This is a genomic window from Bombiscardovia apis (genome assembly GCF_033095945.1).
In the GTDB taxonomy this organism is placed as follows: domain Bacteria; phylum Actinomycetota; class Actinomycetes; order Actinomycetales; family Bifidobacteriaceae; genus Bombiscardovia; species Bombiscardovia apis.
Map to the genome: position 1 here is coordinate 1,835,734 of NZ_AP026800.1, position 17,902 is coordinate 1,853,635.

Below are 17,902 nucleotides of genomic sequence, written 5' to 3' on the forward strand. Positions count from 1 at the left end.
GGCACCCACCCCTAGCGTCGCTTAGCCTTCGACGGCAGCATACTGTCGACAGACCATACTATTCCTCCACACTTTGCAGCGTGTCAGATTGTCCACTTGCAGTACGACTTATCCACCACCTTTCATGTGCATAAAATAAATAGTTATCCACATTTCATGCGTGTCGCCTGGGGAAAACCCACCTGCTTATCCACATGATGGGTATAACTATGTGCAAAACTTGGGGATAGACATCAACGGAACTTGGAGCTCCTTGCACACACAGCTCTCCTATGATAGCGAGCGAGCTTCCTTCACAAACAACCTTCGGAACGCCCTCTCACATACGTACAATTGCCCACATTACGCGCAAATGTCACTCCCCGGCAGCCGCACTTGGGTAGAATCATCTCAGCAAGTACACCAATCTATGGGGAGCCAGAACACCACTATGGGCACGAGCCACGAGAGCGAGCAAGCAACAGTCAGCGCGAATCGAGGCCCCATATATCGCACCATCGCAGCCCTGGCCATCCCCACCTTCGGCCAGCTCATTGCCGAGCCAGCCTTCATTATGATTGACACCGCCATCGTGGGCCACATCTCAGATGCCGCGCTCGCAGGCCTGTCAATCGGCTCAACAGTGGTGCTCACCACCGTCGGCTTATGCGTATTCTTGGCCTACGGCACCACCTCGCAAGTGGCCCGCCTCATGGGAGCCGGTAGGCGCAAAGAGGGCATGGAAGTCGGCATCGACGGCATGTGGCTAGCGTTCGGCATCGGAATCGCCGTCTGCACCCTCCTCGTGGCCTTCAGCGAACCCCTGTGCTATCTGATGGGTGCCCGCGGAGCCGTCCTCACCGCAGCTCGGCAATACTTAAACGCCACCATTTTCGGCCTGCCCGCCATGCTCCTCGTCTACGCAGCCAACGGCATCTTCCGCGGCCTGCAAAAAGTGAAAGTCACACTCATTGCCGCTATTTCGGGAGCTGCACTCAACACGGTTCTAGAAGTCCTCTTCGTATTCGGCATGGGCTGGGGCATTCTCGGATCGGGCGTAGCCACCCTCATCGCCGAATGGTATATGGGTATCTTCCTCACCGTGCCCGCCCTGGTTTGGGCCACTAAAGAGGGCGCCTCGTGGAAGCCGCGACTGGCTGGCATCTTGAATTCAGCCGGGGACGGCTTCCCACTCTTCCTACGCACCCTAGCCCTGCGCATCTGCCTCGCTTCGACCGTCGTAGCCGCCGCCCACCTGGGCGAGCAAGTATTAGCTGGCTACCAGGGAGTCAATTCGGCCTGGAACTTTGGCCTCAACATGCTCGACGCAGTAGGTATCGCAGGCCAGTCCTTAGTCGCCACCGAGCTTGGAGCCCGCCACAAGGCTCGCGCCCGCGCTATGACTGACATCTCCGCCCGCGCAGGCATGCTCATGGGCATCGTCGTAGGCCTGATTATGATCGCCCTCGGCCTCTTTGCAGCCCCGCTCTTTAGCCCCACCCCCGCCGTGCAGACCCTCATAACCGTCGGCATGGCCGTCGAAGGCGTGTTCATGCCGATTGCAGGCTGGATGTGGGCACTCGACGGCATCTTGATAGGCGCGGGCGACTACCGCTACTTGGCCGCCGCCTGCTCCATTACCGCGGTTATCTACGTGGCAGCGCTCGTACCGCTCACCTTGTGGGCCCAAAGCTGGACCAACTTAGCTTGGCGTATCGTCATGCTCTGGTGCGCCATCAACTTCCTCTACATCGGCATACGCGCGATTTTCAACGGCCTACGCGCCCGCGGCGACGCTTGGATGGCTACCGCGCTGGCCACCAACTAACCCCCCTCATTCCCTACAATATATACGTAAAAAGCGGCGGCGGATCGGTACAAAACCAGTTCGCCGCCGCTTACTATCAGCCCCGCAAGCTCAATCACGCCTCAAGCCCGCGGCGCCAACTTACTCAAACTTATTGGTCAGCTGATAAGCGCGCTCACCTTGGGCTGCAATATCTGCGCCAACTTCTTCCTGAGCCTCGCTCAACCGCCAGCCCAGCGTCTTCTCCAAAGTGAAAGCAATAATGCCCGTTACTACAGCCGAATAAATAATCACAATGAAGCAGACCACGAGTTGGACCAGAAGCTGCTGGAGGCCTCCACCTGAGAAGAGCCCCGTGTCGGCTGCAAAGAAGCCCAAAAGCACCATTCCCAGCAGGCCAGCAACGCCGTTAATGCCCACTACGTTGAGCGAGTCATCATATTTGAGCGCATACTTCACAGTACTGGTGAAACAGCAGGCCACGCCAGCAATAAGCCCCATCACGATTGCCCACAGAGGAGCCACGGAGGAAGCGGCCGGGCTAATGACAGCCAAGCCAGCCATGAGACCGAAAGCAGCGCCACGAGCCGTGTAGTGGCCGCTACGAATCTTCTGCGTCAGCATCCAACCTAGCGAAGAAGCGCCCGCAGCAAGAGCGGTCGAAACCCAAGCGTAGCCAGCGGTACCAGTAGCACCGAAGGCCGAGCCTGCGTTGAGCCCCAACCAGCCGAAGCAGAGCAAGGATGCACCCAGCAATGCCATAGGCAGGTTGTGAGGCCCGGTCAGGCGCTCGCCAAAGCCCTTACGCCCGCCGATAATAACAACGATAACCAGAGCAGCAATTGCCGCATTGAGCTGGACTACCGACCCGCCTGCGAAGTCGCGCAGAGGAGCACCGATAGCGTTAGAAATAGGACCGTCAGCCGCTAAAAGCCCGTGGTTCCAGACCATGTGAGCCATTGGAGCATAGTCAAAAGTGACCCACAAAGCTGCGAACACAATCCAAGTGGAGAACTTCACACGCTCGGCCAAAGCCCCCGAAATCAGCGCCACTGCAAACATAGCGAGCGCCCCTTGGAAGCCCACGTCGATAATGTGCGGATAGAGCGCATCCTTCACATCGAGCGAGGTAAATACGCCACTCTTAGAGGTCACCACGTCTTTGAGTAAAAACCCACTGCCCGGATCGCCAAAAATGCCGCCGATATCTTTGCCTGCGAAAGCGATAGACCAGCCCCAAATACCCCAGACTAGCGTTGTGACCATGCCTGCGCCCACGGAGAGCATGAGCATGTTCAGCACGCTCTTAGCGCGGACCATGCCCCCGTAAAAGAGGGCCAGCGCCGGGGTCATCACAAAAACCAAGGTCGCGGCCACCAGCATCCAAGCTGTAGAACCCGAATCCATATTCCTACCTATTCTTATCTCTGATTCAAACGTGTGAGGGCTTACTCGTCACCCAAAATGCCGTCCACAAAGGACTGCGGATTGAAGGGTGCCAAATCGTCCGGCCCCTCGCCTAGACCTACCAACTTAACCGGTACGCCCAACTCGCGTTGCACAGAAACCACAATACCGCCCTTAGCAGAGCCGTCAAGCTTGGTAAGCACTATGCCTGTAATTCCAATAGCTTCGGCGAATACTTTGGCTTGAATCATACCGTTTTGACCGGTAGTTGCGTCCAACACAAGGAGCACTTCATCTACAGGCAGATTCTTTTCAATAACTCGGCGAATCTTACCCAGTTCGTCCATCAGATTAGCCTTATTTTGCAGGCGACCAGCGGTGTCTACAATCAGCAAATCAGCTTGACTCTCCTTAGCCCGCTCCGAGGCTTCGAAAGCCACCGAAGCTGGGTCCGCTCCCTCATGATCAGAGCGAATTACCGGCACACCTACCTTGGATCCCCAGGTCTCCAGCTGGTCAGCAGCGGCAGCACGGAAGGTGTCGGCAGCACCCATTACGACCTTTTTGCCATCGGCCACAAAAAACCTAGCGAGCTTACCCGCAGTTGTGGTCTTGCCCGTACCATTTACACCCACCATGATAACAACAGAAGGCTTTGCAGAGCCGGGGCGGGAGGCCGCTAGCGAGCGGTCTTGACCGGTCTCGACAAGCGCGATGAGCTTTTCACGCAGCATAGTTCGCACCGCTTGCGGGTCTTTTTCGCCGGTTACACGCGCATCGGAACGCAATTCGCTCACGAGCTGCTCACTTGCTTCAGCTCCTACGTCGGCCCGCAGCAAGGTGTCTTCGACCTCTTCCCAGTCAGATTCGCTGAGCTGGTCCTTACTCAAAATAGCAAAGAGTGCCTTGCCGAATGGGTTGGGGCTCTTAGCGAGCTTGGCCCTGAGCCGAGTCATGCGGGAGGCCGAAGATTCGGGAGTTTCCACGCTCTGCCCTAGGCTCGCTTCGGCTTGGGCTTCCTGCGATTGGCCCGCCGGCACCTCACTGTGGGCGGCTGCAACCTCTGCGGTCACGGCAGATTGCTCGGCCGAGTGCTTGCGCTTGCTAGCTACAAACCACCATAGTCCAGCCACTACGAGGACCACGGCTAGGCAGATTAGAGCAATTATGACGTTAGTATCCATACCTCAAGAGTAAAGTCGCGAACGGACACGCGCGAATTCTGCGCAGCTCGTAACCCGGTTTGCTCCCCAAGCAGCTGCTGTGACTAGTCCTGCCCCTGCCCATCTTGAGCAACATGAGGCGCTTGGGCAGCCGAATCAGACTGCGCCCCAGGAGTTTTCATCGCTTTCATCTCTACTACGAAGTCTTCATTCACATAGACCGGGTGGTCCATCGTTTCTTCGTCATCTCCGTACGTATGGGCTTGCCTGAGCTCTTGGCCGGACTGTTGCGGCGTAAAAGCCGGGGTTGTGCCACCGATGCGAGGCAGGCGCGTTTCCTGCTCGTCCTCTTCTGGCTCACCCTTATGAGCCCTATGCCAGGCTCGTTCATCGAGCGCCTGTGTAAAGGTACGGTCGTGTGACTCGCCCTGTGCAAGGCGCAAGACAAAAACGACTAACGCCGCCGCTATCACAACCCACGCAAGTATAAAGACCCAGACCATACTCTTATTCTTGCAGTAAACCTCCGCTACATACATAGCAAAGCGCAAACATGCCAAGCTCATTCACAAGCCGCGCGTGTTACCTCTATTCGTAACTCAGCAAGTATCCACCGAGATAGGCTTGAGCTGAGTCCAGTAACTCAACGCACGCAAGATTACAGGTTAATCCAATAGCGCTGAACTAGTCCTTCTTCTGGCACACTCACCGTGTTTTCTAAGGACCCGCCGCAAGCCAAAATCGTGTGTTTACTGCCCTCGTTGGTCTCTCTGCAGGTTAAGAGCACCCGCTCTAAGCCGTGGGCGCGCGCCTGTGTCAGGCATTCTTCTAACATGTATTCAGCGTATCCCCGCCTGCGGAATTGCGGGTGCACCGAGTATCCGATATTGCCACCGTGCTCTAAAAGCGGCTCGGTGAGATCCAAACGCAGCTGAATCATCCCCACCAGCTGGCCTCGCTGGTTGATGGCGTAATACTGAATCGCCGGCACCCAGCCCTCAGGCAAATCCTCGCCCAAAGCCTCGCGTATAGCCTCCTTCACCCAGCCTTCTTCGACTTCTTCTGGGTTGTCAAAACTTTCTAGACAGCCCAAACCCGCAGTAAAGCCCTTGTCTGCTGCCTTGCAATCGCGCATAAACTGCCAAGCTGCCTGAGCGTAAACTTGCGAATCTTCGCTCACCTGCTCCAGTCGAATTTCCTGACTTGCACCCATACCCAACTCCTGCCTGTAAAAAATTGCCGCAGCAGCAGCATCGCTGCCACACTCATACCTTGTGATTATCCGAAAGCCTATGCCAAGCTCACGCCCCAAGTCAACTCGCGTCTCACTATAAGGACTTGCCTTGTGCGGACCTCGTTGTAGAATATAGTGTTGTTGCCCCTCTGGCTCAATGGTTAGAGCAGCGTCCTTTTAAGTCGTGGGTTCTCGGTTCGAATCCGAGGGGGGGCACTTTTCTTTCTGGCTTATTCTTTTTGGCAATCCGTTGTGCGACGCTTTGTGGCAAAACTCCGGCTGTGCCGCGCGACTCTACGCTGTTAGCGATTGAATGAGCGGGCGCAAGAGCACTTGTAACAAGGTTTTGTACATCTTCATCGTGGAGTCACGCTTGTAGCGCTACAGGACTACCATGAATCATCTAGTATGCTCGTGTGCTTGTGCAAGCGTTAGCTGTTCGCCCGCCATGCTCATTCTCGTGAGCCGCAGTACCAAGCGGGCCAGTCATTAGCAATAAAGGAGAGACCGTCATATCCGTCTCTCGCGACGATGTGGGCCAGGAAGACCAAGAGGAACCATGAGAAACGTGTTAACTATCTTCAAACGCGATGTGATGCGTCTGCTGAGAGTGCCCGCGGCTTGGATTATCGTTTTCGGTCTTATCTTTATCCCCCCGCTCTACGCTTGGTTCAACGTGCTCGGATTCTGGGATCCTTACGGCAATACCACCAACATTCACGTCGCTATTGTGAACGAAGACAAGGGTGCCGACAATGAGCTGATGGGCAAAGTCAATCTTGGTAGCCAAATCGTAACCCAGCTCAAGGGCAACCATCAGCTGGGATGGCAATTCGTAGACCGAGACGAAGCCATGAACCAGGTCGAATCCGGCAGGAGCTACGCAGCCATCGTCATTCCGGGAGACTTTAGCGAGCAACTTACCGGCGTAGTGACCGACCGCAATGCAAGACCCCAACTTGAGTACTTTGTCAACGAAAAAGCCAATGCGATTGCCACCAAAGTCACGGATACCGGCGCTTCAACTGTAGACAAGCAGGTCAACAACACCTTCGTTTCAACCGCCAGTAAGGTGGTATCTTCCGCCGTCAATTCGACCGGCGACGAGCTGAATGCAGCTGGGCAAAAAGCGAGCGACGAAGCTATTTCCGACCTTCTCGCCGTCCGCTCTAATTTGGCCCAAGTGCGCTCTTCAATTCGCCAAGTAAACGACAAGCTCAACCAGATTCCCTCCCAAACGCAGGAAGCTCGGCAGGCCCTCAAACGCGCGCAGACAGTCCAAATGAATGCCTCGCAGGGGCTCAACAGCGCCTCTGGTTTACTAGGTCAGACCCAATCTGGCTTGAACGATTTCGTCAACTCATCATCAAACAACCTCGACCAAGCGTCCAACCTACTCTCCCAAGCCAGCGGGCAAGCCAACATTTCGCTCTCGCAAGTCACCGGCGGCCTCACCGTAGCCAACAGCTCAGTCGGAGCCATTATCGACAAAGCCCAGAACGCCAACGACACCAACGCTCGACTTATTGCGGACTTGGAGAAACTACAACTGCCCGGCTCTACCGACGTGATTGCCCAGCTTAAGAAACAGAATGACAACCTCGGACAGTCCATCACCAACTTACAGCAGCTCAACACCGACACTGGCCAGACCATCAGCAAAACGGCATCGCTAGCAGACACGCTCAACGGCACCGCTCAGGGCACGCTCGCCACCAGCAGTGCCGCCCGCCAAAACATCACGTCTGGTGCCCTCCCCGAGCTCAACAAGGGACTCAATACGCTCTCCGGGGCCGCGAGTGCTCTAGGAGCAGGCTTGGGCACTCAAGGTACGCTGGCGAGCCAGGCCAACGCCACCCTCGATCAGTTAGACCAAACGGCTGCCGCAACGGTCAAATCACTGAGCACCACAGACAGCTATTTGGGCAGCCTTGAAGGCAAGCTCACCACCCTTTCTACCGACATGAGCGCCTTGGGCTCCTCTAATGCTCTGGCAAAATATTTCGGTTCAGATGGCAAACTCGACGTGGCCAAAGTCGCAGACTTTATGCTCTCCCCCACGGTTCTCGACACAAAAGTGGTCTACCCAGTGAGCTCCTACGGCTCCGGCATGGCCCCACTCTTCGTGAATCTGTCCCTGTGGGTGGGTGCGTTCATGCTCATGGTCATCGTTAAACTCGAAGTCGACGATGAAGATTTGGACAACCCCACACCCGGTGAGCGCTACTGGGGCCGCTGGCTCCTCCTCGCTCCTATGGCTGCAGCTCAGGGCTTGGTAACAACGGTAGGTTCGGTTCTCATTGGCGTACAGACCGCTTCCATACCGCTCTTTATTCTTACCGCGATGGTAACTTCCTTGGTCTACCTCTCAATTATGTACGCCCTATCTACCACTTTTATGCACGTAGGTAAGGCTCTCTGTATTGTCTTGGTAATCCTGCAAATTCCGGGCGGTTCGGGCCTCTACCCTATAGAGATGATGCCCACCTTCTTCAGGAAGCTCTACCCCTTCTTCCCCTTTACATACTCCATCAACGCCTTCCGAGAGACTATTGGCGGATTCTATGGCAATGATTGGTGGAAAGACATGGGCAAGCTGCTTATTTTCGCCTTTATCTTCTTTATACTCGGCCTCTTCGGAAGGCCCCGTTTGAACAATCTCAACCGTCTGTTCGCCCGCGAAATAGCAGCAAGCGACATGATTGTGACCGAGCCCGTCCAGCAGATTTGTCACGAGTTCACGCTCTCCCAGGCCCTCGCCGTGCTGGCCAACAAAGAAGAGTACCGGCAAGAAATGGTGGCTCGGGCCACGCGTTTTGCCAAGCTGTATCCCAAGCTCAAGCGCGGCGCTCTCATTGCTGCAATTATTGTGCCAGCTATCTTAGCGCTCACATTCTCCTTCACCAGCGGCACTATGCTAGTAGCTTTGGCTACCTGGATTATCTGGATCTTGGCCATCATCGCCTTCCTGATGACCATTGAGATGATGCGAGATAGCGTCGTGCGCCAAATTCGCTTGGGTACCCTAAGTGACCAGGCCATTCGCGGCATGGTATACAACTACGACAAGCCCCGGCGTAAGCGAGCCAATCTTGAGACCACAGCCAAACCTCGGCAGCAACAGACCCAATCTGACTTAGAAGACACCCTCACCATTCCAGCTCCTCCCCAACCAGAGGCCAGCGCCACGACTGCTGAGGGTAAGTCTGAAGTCGAGGGAGGCGAGCAGGCATGAAAGCTATATGGAAACTCTTTACCGGTGACATTCGACGGCTCACATCGAACGTCGTCTCCATGATTATTGCAATCGGTCTCATCGTTATCCCAGGCCTTTTTACTTGGTTTAACGTGGCCGCCAGCTGGGATCCTTTCTCCAATACCGCAAATCTTAAGTTTGCCGTTGCGAACGTCGACAAGGGTTATAAGTCCGACCTTATTCCGGTGAAAATCACTGTGGGCGACACCGTAGTTAACGAACTGCGTGCCAACAGCCAGTTGGACTGGACCTTCACCTCGCAAGAAGACGCTATCGACGGTACCAAATCAGGCAAATACTACGCTTCGGTCATCATTCCCGAAGACTTTAGTAAAGACATGATGACCTTCTTCGCTGCCGATGTGCAACATGCCAAGCTCACCTATTACACGAATGAGAAAACGAACGCGCTAGCGCCTAAGGTGACGGGCCAAGGCGCCGATCAAGTGTCAGGTCAAATCAACGAGATGTTCGCCAAAACGATTACTGGCACCGCTCTCTCTATCGCCTCGCAACTAGCTGACCAGCTCAACAAACCCGAGGCAAAAGACCAGCTCGCTTCCTTCTCTGGCAACCTAGAATCCTTCTCCAAAGACATGACCCAGGCTGCCCAACTCCTCGACTCTTTTAGCGCCTTAGGCAACGGAGCGCAAGCCCTTATCGACTCCTCTAACCAGATGACAGGCAGTCTCTCTTCCAGCGCTAATCAGGCTGGCAATAATCTCAAGGATGCCAAAAACGGGGTTAAAGATGTCTCAGGTGCCCTTAACAGCACCGCAGACACCCTCAGCCAGGCGCTTTCGCAATCGAGTTCATCCTTCGCTTCGGTCGGGCAAAGCATCGATTCTACCTTCGATTCTGCTGGGCGCACGGTGGGCGACGTTTCAAAGAGCATTCGCCACCAGGCTGATTTGGTAGACCAGCAAATCGACAAATACCAGCAATTGCGCGACACTATTGCCAAGCTTCCCGCTTCAGTCACTATTCAGGGCGACCACGGCTCGGTCACTGTGGGCGGTCAGGTGGCCGTTAATGGGCAAGATGCAAAAGACCTCGTCGTGCAGGGCATGGATAAGGTACTCACCCAGCTACGGGCATTGAGTAGTTCCCTGAACTCGACCGCGCAAAACTTACTCAGCAAGGATCAAGACCGCGAACAACAACGCAAGGAAATCAAAGATTTAGCTCAGCAGGCCAAGGCCAGCGTCGATGGAGTAAAGGGCGATTACAATAGCAAGCTCAAACCTGATCTCGACCAGATTATTAGCTCTGTCAACCAAACTACCGCAATGGTGGATCAGAGCTCTGGCCAGCTCACCAGCACTTTTGACAAACTGTCAAAAGCCACCGATGGCGCTAAAAATGATGTCGACAAGGTGCAGCAGGTGCTCAATAGCATGTCTGCCCAGCTCAACAAGGCCAGCGGCAAACTGAGCGATTTCAGCACTAGCCTCACCAACGCTCTCAACAGCGGTGACATGGACACGGTGCGCCAAGTCTTGGACCGCGACCCCGATGCAATGGCCGCCACACTTGCCGCACCAGTCAAACTCAAGCGTACGGCCTTATACCCAGTTTCCAACTTCGGCACTGCTTTAACGCCTTTCTATACCTTCGTTCCGCTCTGGGTGGGGTCCTTGCTCCTTGCTGTAACACTCAAAATTACCGTATCTCGCAAGACTCGCGCAGCTCTAGGAGACCCCAAGCCCCATCAGCTCTTCCTCGGGCACTACGGCATTTTCGCCCTTCTCTCACTGCTGCAGGCAACCTTCTCCTGCGCTGGCACCCTCCTCTTCTTGGGGGTCGAAGCGGTTCATCCTTGGCTCTTCATGGCTTCCAGTTGGATTAGCGCCTTAGTGTATTCCTTCTTTGTGTACACGCTCGTGGCATCCTTTGGCAACGTTGGTAAAGCCATAGGCGTGATTATCCTCGTTATGCAAATCTCCGGCTCTGGCGGCGCCTACCCCTTGCAAGTGTTGCCCGGCTTCGTCTCGGCGGTCAATCCTTACCTGCCTGCCACCCACTCGATTCAGGCCATGCGCGCCGCAATCGCCGGCATCTACATGAATGACTTCTGGATGGAAATGGGCAAGCTCCTCCTCTTCGTACCACCTATGCTGATTCTGGGCCTCTTCCTAAGAAAGCCCCTCGTCAAGTTCAACCAATGGACGGTAGCGAAGGTAGAAACCACCAAGCTCATGGGCTAAAATAGCCGCTACCGCACACGTCTGGTCTGTTAAAGCTCAGTTCTGCGCTTCGGCTTCTAACCCGTCGAGGATATCCTTTGTATATTTAGCGTGGCCCCAATCTTGTTTACTCCCGATTACGTATAAGCGACGTTTTGCCCGAGAAACAGCCACGTTGAGTAAGTTGGGGCTATTATTCACCCAATCACGGGAGCCAGCGCCTGCACGTCCACTTTTACTACCAAGCACCAGAAACACTACATCGGCCTCGCGCCCCTGTGATGTGTGAACCGTTCCAGCCTGCTTTCCGGCGGTGTGCTTTTCTTTCTGGGAAGATCCCTTATATGAGAGTCTCACTGCCTTTTCGAATACACTCTGCAATTCCCGCGATACAGCTTTGAACGGTGCAATCACAAGGATATTACTAGGCTCAATACCGCCTTCTATTAAGTCCTTAAGCCTTTTCTCGAGCTCGATACCTTCTGCAGGTCTCCACTGGCTCGAGCAATGCTCATTCTGTTTAGGCGGCACATCGTACCAGCAAGAGGTGGGAAGCTCGCCGCCTGCCTTGTCGCCCAGCGTATATTGGCAAGATTTGTGTGCAGGGCCAACCCGTACCATCCGATCTGAATACGCCATTTTATTGACGATAGAAAACATAGGCTCATCACAACGTCGGTGTACCGTCAAGGGCATACCGAGCCAGTGTCCGCTTACGCCATCTTGCGTGCCATAAGAAGTTTGGTAGTCTACCATCTCTTGCATATTCCCGGATTCGAGACCTATCTGGATGTTATGTGTGTCCGCAAGCAATTCTCGCATTTGCACGGGTAAAGTGTCCACTGGCTCTAACTGCATGGGATCGCCCACAGCTACCGCATGTTGCACCCGTTGAAGAAGCCCAGCAGCAGACTGTGGCGAAGCTTGGCCCGCTTCGTCGATAATGGCCCAGCCCAGAGCCTCCCTACCCAATCCTGTGAACATCTTAGAAATGGAAGCAAACGACGACGATACGACCGGTACCACGAGGAAGAAGGTCTGCCAGGCGATCAATCGCTCTTCTGAGGAATAGTTGGAAGACAGAATCACTTTACTCGCCAACCGCAAATTCTCGTAGAACCTATCTGCGGCACCTAAGACCAGTTCTTGATGCAGAGCCAAAGCAGCAATGAAAACTTTAGTCCGAGCTTCATTCCACTCCTCATCAACCCATCGGACACTCTTATCATCGAGCCGAGAAGTATGCTTCTCCTGCTTTTGATATTCCTGAATTCGCATTTCCAATTGTGCCAGCTGTTCACTCAAGGACTCTTTTTTACTCAGCTGAGTTGGCAACCATTGATCGCAACTGAGAATATTGTTTTGCAGTTCGAACTGTTCATTACCCACGCGGCCAACCGCGGAGCAAAGTTCTTGTCTCTTACGCATTGACTGTTGCATGGTGGTGTATAAAGCTAGCTCTTTTTCTCTGCGGCTCTTGCTATGAATGAAGCCACTAATCGGGTGAGCTTTCCAATATTGCAGATAAGCATTGTACTCACATTCGGATGAGTTAGACTCCTCTATAGCGGCGTCAGCACGACCCTTAGCTTCGAGGAGCTCTCTGTCCTTGACTTTTATTTGCTCTTTGTACTCCTTCAGCGCCCCACGCACATCTTCTATTTGTTTGCTTAGGCCACTCAGTTCCTGCTTGAGTCGCTCCACTTCTTCAAAGAACTGGTCCGGATTGCGGTCAAAAGCAAAACGCTCTTCTCTCTCATTGCGTAGCTTTTGTTCTTCTTGCATCGCTGAGGCGAAGGCCTGCTTTGCTCTATTCCAACCTTGGTTAGTGTTAGTTCGTGCCTTGGCTAGAGGTTGCAAAATATCGTATACGAGGCTTTTCTCGAACGGTTTAACGAAAGCGCTCTTATTGCTGCTGTTACCTAACACAGCCGCTAAGAGGCTCCAAACCGTTTGATTTTTCTGCCGAGGCGCAGAAGAGTTTTGCTTATTCTTTTTTTCAGCATTAGCCTCTTGTATTGCTTCGGCCACTCGGTAAAACGCAAAGCCGCCCTTAGGGTTACCATAAGTATCTGTGATGTATGACTGCCACTTAGGCGCAATGGCATCTAAGCTCGGTAAATCTTCACTGACATTTTCGACAGCTTTATTATTATTTGAAGCTACTACAATTTCATAGCCAGTTACGCTTGAATCGAGAAGCCAATATCTGAGCGACTTGTCTTCATCAGTTCTGCGCGCGTCTTTTGCCGCGATGAAAATATCTGCGGGGCAATTGAACCGAACGAGTTGCTCCGCGCGCGCAACAATTATTTGCGCAACGACATCCTTAAGTAGAGTCGTTTTCCCCGTTCCAGGAGGGCCATTCACCCCCAACAGCGCGGTATTCTCATAATTGTTTTTAGCAGCGCTAATTATATTTACAGCCACTTGCTGGCCTGCGGACTGAAACTGATTGCTATCACTTGGCCAGCGCCCCGGCGGTATATGCACTGGATGTATGACTTCATCGAGTAATTGTCCGTCTGGATCCTGCCGTAGGTCAAAGTGTTCAGGGTGTTCTTGGGCCAAATACTGCTTTGCCGACCTCGATAGTAGACTGTGGCCTCCGTCATGTAATCGTTTGAGGTCGGTTAGATAGAACGAATCCATCATCGGAGTCGCAGAGGTTGCTAAATCAGGCACGAAATCGCAGACAATTTCATCTGCTAATACGGGGAATCCATCTTTTGCTGAGTATAAGGGCGATGTTTTTATATCTTCTTCACTAATGCTCAAACCTGAAGAGACCCACGAAATGATGTTGCCAACAACCTCATCTGTTGTAACGAAAGCATCATTATTGCCGTCACGCCTTTGTGCGTACTGATTAAAGGATAGCTGGACGGTCCTGACTGCATCATCGAGTTCTTCAACTTGAGGCCATCCAGTTGGGCACTGCGGCCACTGCTGATGGTTAAACAAGCACGATACGGCTTTCGCATATTGAGAAATCGTCAAAGATTGAGGCACGAGGCTTCCATCGTCTTTGACCATAAAAGTCATCAGGGAAGCTATAGACCCACGCAAGCTTGAGCGATGAGCATTGCGCTCACTCAACTCTTGCAACACTTCATTCTGCCCTATTGCTTCAGAAGGCGAGAGCTCTCGCACCATTTTTGCAGCTCTAAGCAAGGCATTAAAAACCGTCTGTTGGTTGATACCTGTCTGTATTTGGAAATATTCATGCTTCAACCAATGGGCCGAATTATGTTGCGAGAAAAGAATGTCTAAACTTTGTTCAGAAGAAGAGAAAGTTCTCCCAACGGTTCTAACCCAACTCTTACTCGAATAATTCTTCCCATAATTTTTGCTATACATTGCGCTCACACAGCCTGGCAGGTCAACCACTTCAGCAATTTGAGCCGCTGCGTCTATCAAAAACTGGACAATTGCGTCTGATAGCAGCGTTCCTGCGGGGAGTTCATCCAGTCCATCTGTCAGTTGTAGCCAATCCTTTTTAGATTGTTGGGCTACAGCAGTCAGCGAAGTCGCGTCCAGTTTCACTCTTTGAGGCCGCGTATTAATCCACCGTTCGAGAGCTTGCTCATAGGAAAATGGGGCTGAAAGCCGGGCTCGCATATCTGTTTGCAGCCGATAAATCGTGCCCCTCTGCAAATCTCGATATTGTTCGGCCCAAGAAGTGCGCTTACTTGATCGAGTGCCTATTATAAGAGTAGATTGAAGCTTCCCCCACGGAATCCCACTATTATTGAGCCGAGCACTCCCATAACGTCTGTTCTTAGTATCGTTACCCAACTGGCGCAGACTAATACGATTCTGCTTATGCCAAGTCTGCGGCGAGAATAACTCAATTGCGCACCAGTAACTTAATACATCGCGCGTATGCTGATCGTCCTGTGAGCCCATAAGTCAAGCATGCGGAATACTCAGGACAAGCGCAGATCAATCAATCCATCGCAACAGCGCAGGCTCTAAAACGCTCCACGGTCTTCGGTAGCGCTGTGCAGCATGATTTCAGCCTTTGATACTGCACTCAATTTTAGTGCTTGCTGAGGGAATCATGGTAGATGCTGATTTTGCTATCGAGGTAAGCTATTTCTCCTTGGATGTGCGCTAACTGCTCTTGAAGCACTGCTCGTTGTGCGTCGAGCATGGATAAACGCTCAACTATTGTTGAATCGCCGTGGCGGCGCAGTTGAGCGTATTGTTCAATGTCTCGCAAAGGCATTCCTATCTCTAGCACACGCTGCACGAAGGCAATCCACTGCATGTCTTGCTCGCTATATTCCCGATAGCCCTGCACGTTTCGGTTGGGCTGAAGTATGCCCCGCCGCTCGTAATATCGCAGGGTCGAAATAGGCAGATGTGTTTCCCGTGAAACATCGCTAATACGCATGATCAACCCCACTTAACTTGCCCTCAACCTTGGTTCATACCCTACCTTGATAATCACAGCAGCGAAAGCCGTTGCTCAGGAAGGCAATTATGGTTGAACAAACGCGCTTTGAAGCAGGTTCACAGGCTCTCGCAGATATTGACGGAGCAGGCGGTCAAGCAGTCGTTGATTCCCTGCAAGATATAGCTCCCGACTTGGGGCGTTGGATTGTTGAGTTCGCTTTTGGAGACATCTACACCCGCACCGCTATCAGCTCCCAACAGCGCGAACTCGTCACTCTCGGCAGCCTTGTCACCCAAGGCGATACAGCTCCTCAACTCACAGTTCACATTCAAGGGGCTCTCAACGTGGGGCTAAGTCAAGAACAAGTCGTTGAAGCAATCTTGCAATGCGTTCCCTACGTCGGTTTCCCCCGAGTTATCAACGCTATACATGTAGCCCGCACAGTCTTCACCAAGCCTGCCCGCCGAGCAGTCTAGCTTCAATACAGCGTTCTCCTCCCCGCCTGAGCAGCCGTGAAAACATCTACCTTTCGTAGCGAAGCTGGGCGGGCATAACTGTTAAACTAGACCGCACTAAGGTTTTCTAGCCATTGCAGCTGTTACACAACGACAGCAGCGCTCTACAGACTTGGATACTGCTATGGGAAACAGGACTAATCTATCGCTGGCACAAGCAGATGGGGAATCCGTCGAACTGCTGGAATCGGTCACGTATTTCCCTCTGTTTTGGCTGCTGGGCACGCTGGATGAGCCCATGACAGCGCAGATTGAGCGAGTGCAGGCCACGCCCGAGCTCGACGAAGAGGATTATGATGAAGCCGCTTACGCAGATGCCTATTCCGACTGGTTTTATCAGAACAAGCTGGGAGAGGTAAGCCTTCCAATAGCCCAGTTCTCCAGCAATCTGAAAGCGCACAAGGCCTATATTGATGCCCAATACAGCCCGCTGAGCAGCTTGTATGAGCGCTTTATTGCTCTTATGGCAGCGCAAGAGCATACCCACCCAGATGCGAGTGTGAATATTGAATACTCAGAACTCACTGACTTTAGCGATACCCCCGCACAGTATCACCAAGAAATGGCACAGACCGTAGCTCAGATACACAATAACCAGCAGGTGGGCCCCGATTGGTTCGATCCCACTGATGTCTTGCTCTCCAGCATTGGCACCGACGAATACAGCGAGCATGAAGGCGAGCGCCTCTTCACCTCCGAGACCTTCGACAGCACTGAACGCCAACTCGTAGAAGCCTTCAGCAAGAAGCCCGGCCAGCAATCCGACCAGAGCGAAGCCACCGCATCAACACTTGCCTACAGCAGCGAAGCCAAAAAGCCCTCCTTCTTCCAAAGGCTCTTCCGCCGCTCCAAATAACCTCATGCAGCTTAAGCAGCAAAGCTCTCCTGTAGCAAAGTGTGATTCCTGAAAACAATTTACATATTTGTTGTGAACATTGACTCCTTATTATTCAAGTAATGCACGATATAATAGCTTGATGGACGATGATTGGAAACGAGACCGTATACGGGCGGCGCGCGAAGGGCGTAATCCTACTGTTATTGCTGAGATGCGCAGCGGATTCGCAGTTTTGGCAGACATGCAATTCTTGCCCGGTTGGTGTATTCTGCTGCCTCACCAAGAAGTGTCTTCCCTCAACGATTTAAGTATGGCCGACCGCTCACAATTTTTGCTCGACATGTCTCTTATTGGTGACGCTATATTGAATGTTTGCCATCCAAAGCGTGTAAATTATGACATCCTCGGCAACACTGATGAATACCTTCACGCCCACGTTTACCCCCGTTACGATTGGGAGCCAGCAGAGCGGCAGTCTCTCCCCGTGTGGCTTTACGAAGACCAGTACTGGTCTGACCCAGAAACCGCTTTTTCGACTACTCGAAGCGCTCAGCTCATGAACGACTTACGTGCGTATATAGCAGCTCACGTGAGCTAATCGTCGTCTAAACTGGGGGAAACGTTATAAGACACTGGCTGGGTTAGGAGCGTGATATGGCGGTTATGACGGAGTTTACTCGGGACTTGCAGCATTCGGGGATGATTGCTCGTGACTTGGATGAAACGATTGCTTTTTATACCGAGAAGATAGGCTTTGAACTCGCCGGAATCTTTACCAATGGAGACAACCGCTGCGCCTTCTTGCGCTACGGGCATCTGACTATTGAGACTTGGGAAGGCGATACCGCCCCGATGCGCACGGGAGCCATTAACCATTGGGCGCTCGATACTCCAGACATTGAAGCTGCTTTTAAGAACGCTAAGGCGCTGGGGCTCAACATTAAAGAGCGCGAGATTCAATCAATCCCTAGTTTCTGGGATCATGGCATCCGCTATTTCAACATTTGGGGCCCCAACCAAGAAACGATTGAATTCTGCCAGATTCTTTAAGGGTTGACGTTCAAGCGGCGCTTACTTCCTCCGGTCAGTGAGCGCCGCTACTGTATGCAAGACAC

The 17,902-nt window shown here is 53.0% G+C and carries 12 protein-coding genes, 1 tRNA gene and 1 pseudogene; 8 read left to right on the top strand and 6 right to left on the bottom strand.

Annotated features, from left to right (window positions below; all coding sequences use genetic code 11):
- The first annotated feature begins 409 nt into the window (after positions 1-409).
- On the top strand, positions 410-1,807 hold the full coding sequence (locus R8377_RS07410) for an MATE family efflux transporter (protein ID WP_317642858.1): 1,398 nt from the start codon (positions 410-412) through the stop codon (positions 1,805-1,807).
- 120 nt (positions 1,808-1,927) lie between these two features.
- Here the strand turns inward: R8377_RS07410 and R8377_RS07415 are convergent, their stop codons facing one another.
- The 4 genes and pseudogenes from R8377_RS07415 to R8377_RS07430 all read right to left on the bottom strand — a co-directional run bounded on the left by R8377_RS07415 (position 1,928) and on the right by R8377_RS07430 (position 5,569).
- A complete protein-coding gene (locus R8377_RS07415; protein WP_425605000.1) occupies positions 1,928-3,193 on the bottom strand; it encodes an ammonium transporter in 1,266 nt (421 codons plus the stop codon).
- Positions 3,194-3,234: 41 nt separating this feature from the next.
- Positions 3,235-4,176, bottom strand: a pseudogene (ftsY, locus tag R8377_RS07420) (signal recognition particle-docking protein FtsY); the annotation flags it as partial.
- 284 nt (positions 4,177-4,460) lie between these two features.
- Complete coding sequence (locus R8377_RS07425; protein WP_317642860.1) at positions 4,461-4,859, bottom strand: hypothetical protein; 399 nt, start codon at positions 4,857-4,859, stop codon at positions 4,461-4,463.
- Positions 4,860-5,014: 155 nt separating this feature from the next.
- Positions 5,015-5,569 carry a GNAT family N-acetyltransferase gene (locus R8377_RS07430; protein ID WP_317642861.1) on the bottom strand — a complete coding sequence of 185 codons (555 nt, stop codon included), beginning with the start codon at positions 5,567-5,569 and terminating at the stop codon, positions 5,015-5,017.
- Positions 5,570-5,733: 164 nt separating this feature from the next.
- Here R8377_RS07430 and R8377_RS07435 point away from each other — a divergent pair.
- The 3 genes from R8377_RS07435 to R8377_RS07445 all read left to right on the top strand — a co-directional run bounded on the left by R8377_RS07435 (position 5,734) and on the right by R8377_RS07445 (position 11,053).
- Positions 5,734-5,806 (top strand) — tRNA-Lys (locus tag R8377_RS07435).
- 343 nt (positions 5,807-6,149) lie between these two features.
- The gene (locus tag R8377_RS07440) at positions 6,150-8,825 is read left to right on the top strand and encodes a YhgE/Pip domain-containing protein (RefSeq protein WP_317642862.1); all 2,676 of its coding nucleotides are present in this window, start codon (positions 6,150-6,152) and stop codon (positions 8,823-8,825) included.
- Positions 8,822-11,053, top strand: coding sequence for a YhgE/Pip domain-containing protein (locus R8377_RS07445; protein WP_317642863.1), 2,232 nt, complete (start codon positions 8,822-8,824; stop codon positions 11,051-11,053). The genes R8377_RS07440 and R8377_RS07445 overlap by 4 nt, the downstream gene beginning before the upstream one ends.
- 36 nt (positions 11,054-11,089) lie before the next feature.
- Here the strand turns inward: R8377_RS07445 and R8377_RS07450 are convergent, their stop codons facing one another.
- Both R8377_RS07450 and R8377_RS07455 read right to left on the bottom strand, forming a co-directional pair.
- Positions 11,090-14,653 carry a DEAD/DEAH box helicase gene (locus tag R8377_RS07450; RefSeq protein WP_317642864.1) on the bottom strand — a complete coding sequence of 1,188 codons (3,564 nt, stop codon included), beginning with the start codon at positions 14,651-14,653 and terminating at the stop codon, positions 11,090-11,092.
- A gap of 421 nt (positions 14,654-15,074) precedes the next feature.
- On the bottom strand, positions 15,075-15,431 hold the full coding sequence (locus R8377_RS07455) for a MerR family transcriptional regulator (RefSeq protein ID WP_317642866.1): 357 nt from the start codon (positions 15,429-15,431) through the stop codon (positions 15,075-15,077).
- An 89-nt stretch (positions 15,432-15,520) separates the two neighbouring features.
- On the opposite strand from R8377_RS07455, the gene R8377_RS07460 reads away from it, so the two are divergent.
- From R8377_RS07460 to R8377_RS07475, 4 genes are all read left to right on the top strand, one after another.
- A complete protein-coding gene (locus R8377_RS07460) occupies positions 15,521-15,910 on the top strand; it encodes a carboxymuconolactone decarboxylase family protein (protein WP_317642867.1) in 390 nt (129 codons plus the stop codon).
- 163 nt (positions 15,911-16,073) lie between these two features.
- Positions 16,074-16,805: a hypothetical protein gene (locus tag R8377_RS07465; RefSeq protein WP_317642868.1), complete on the top strand. Its 732-nt coding sequence runs from the start codon at positions 16,074-16,076 to the stop codon at positions 16,803-16,805.
- A gap of 121 nt (positions 16,806-16,926) precedes the next feature.
- A complete protein-coding gene (locus R8377_RS07470; RefSeq protein WP_317642869.1) occupies positions 16,927-17,385 on the top strand; it encodes an HIT family protein in 459 nt (152 codons plus the stop codon).
- A 65-nt stretch (positions 17,386-17,450) separates the two neighbouring features.
- Complete coding sequence (locus tag R8377_RS07475) at positions 17,451-17,837, top strand: VOC family protein (RefSeq protein WP_425605048.1); 387 nt, start codon at positions 17,451-17,453, stop codon at positions 17,835-17,837.
- Positions 17,838-17,902: the final 65 nt, after the last annotated feature.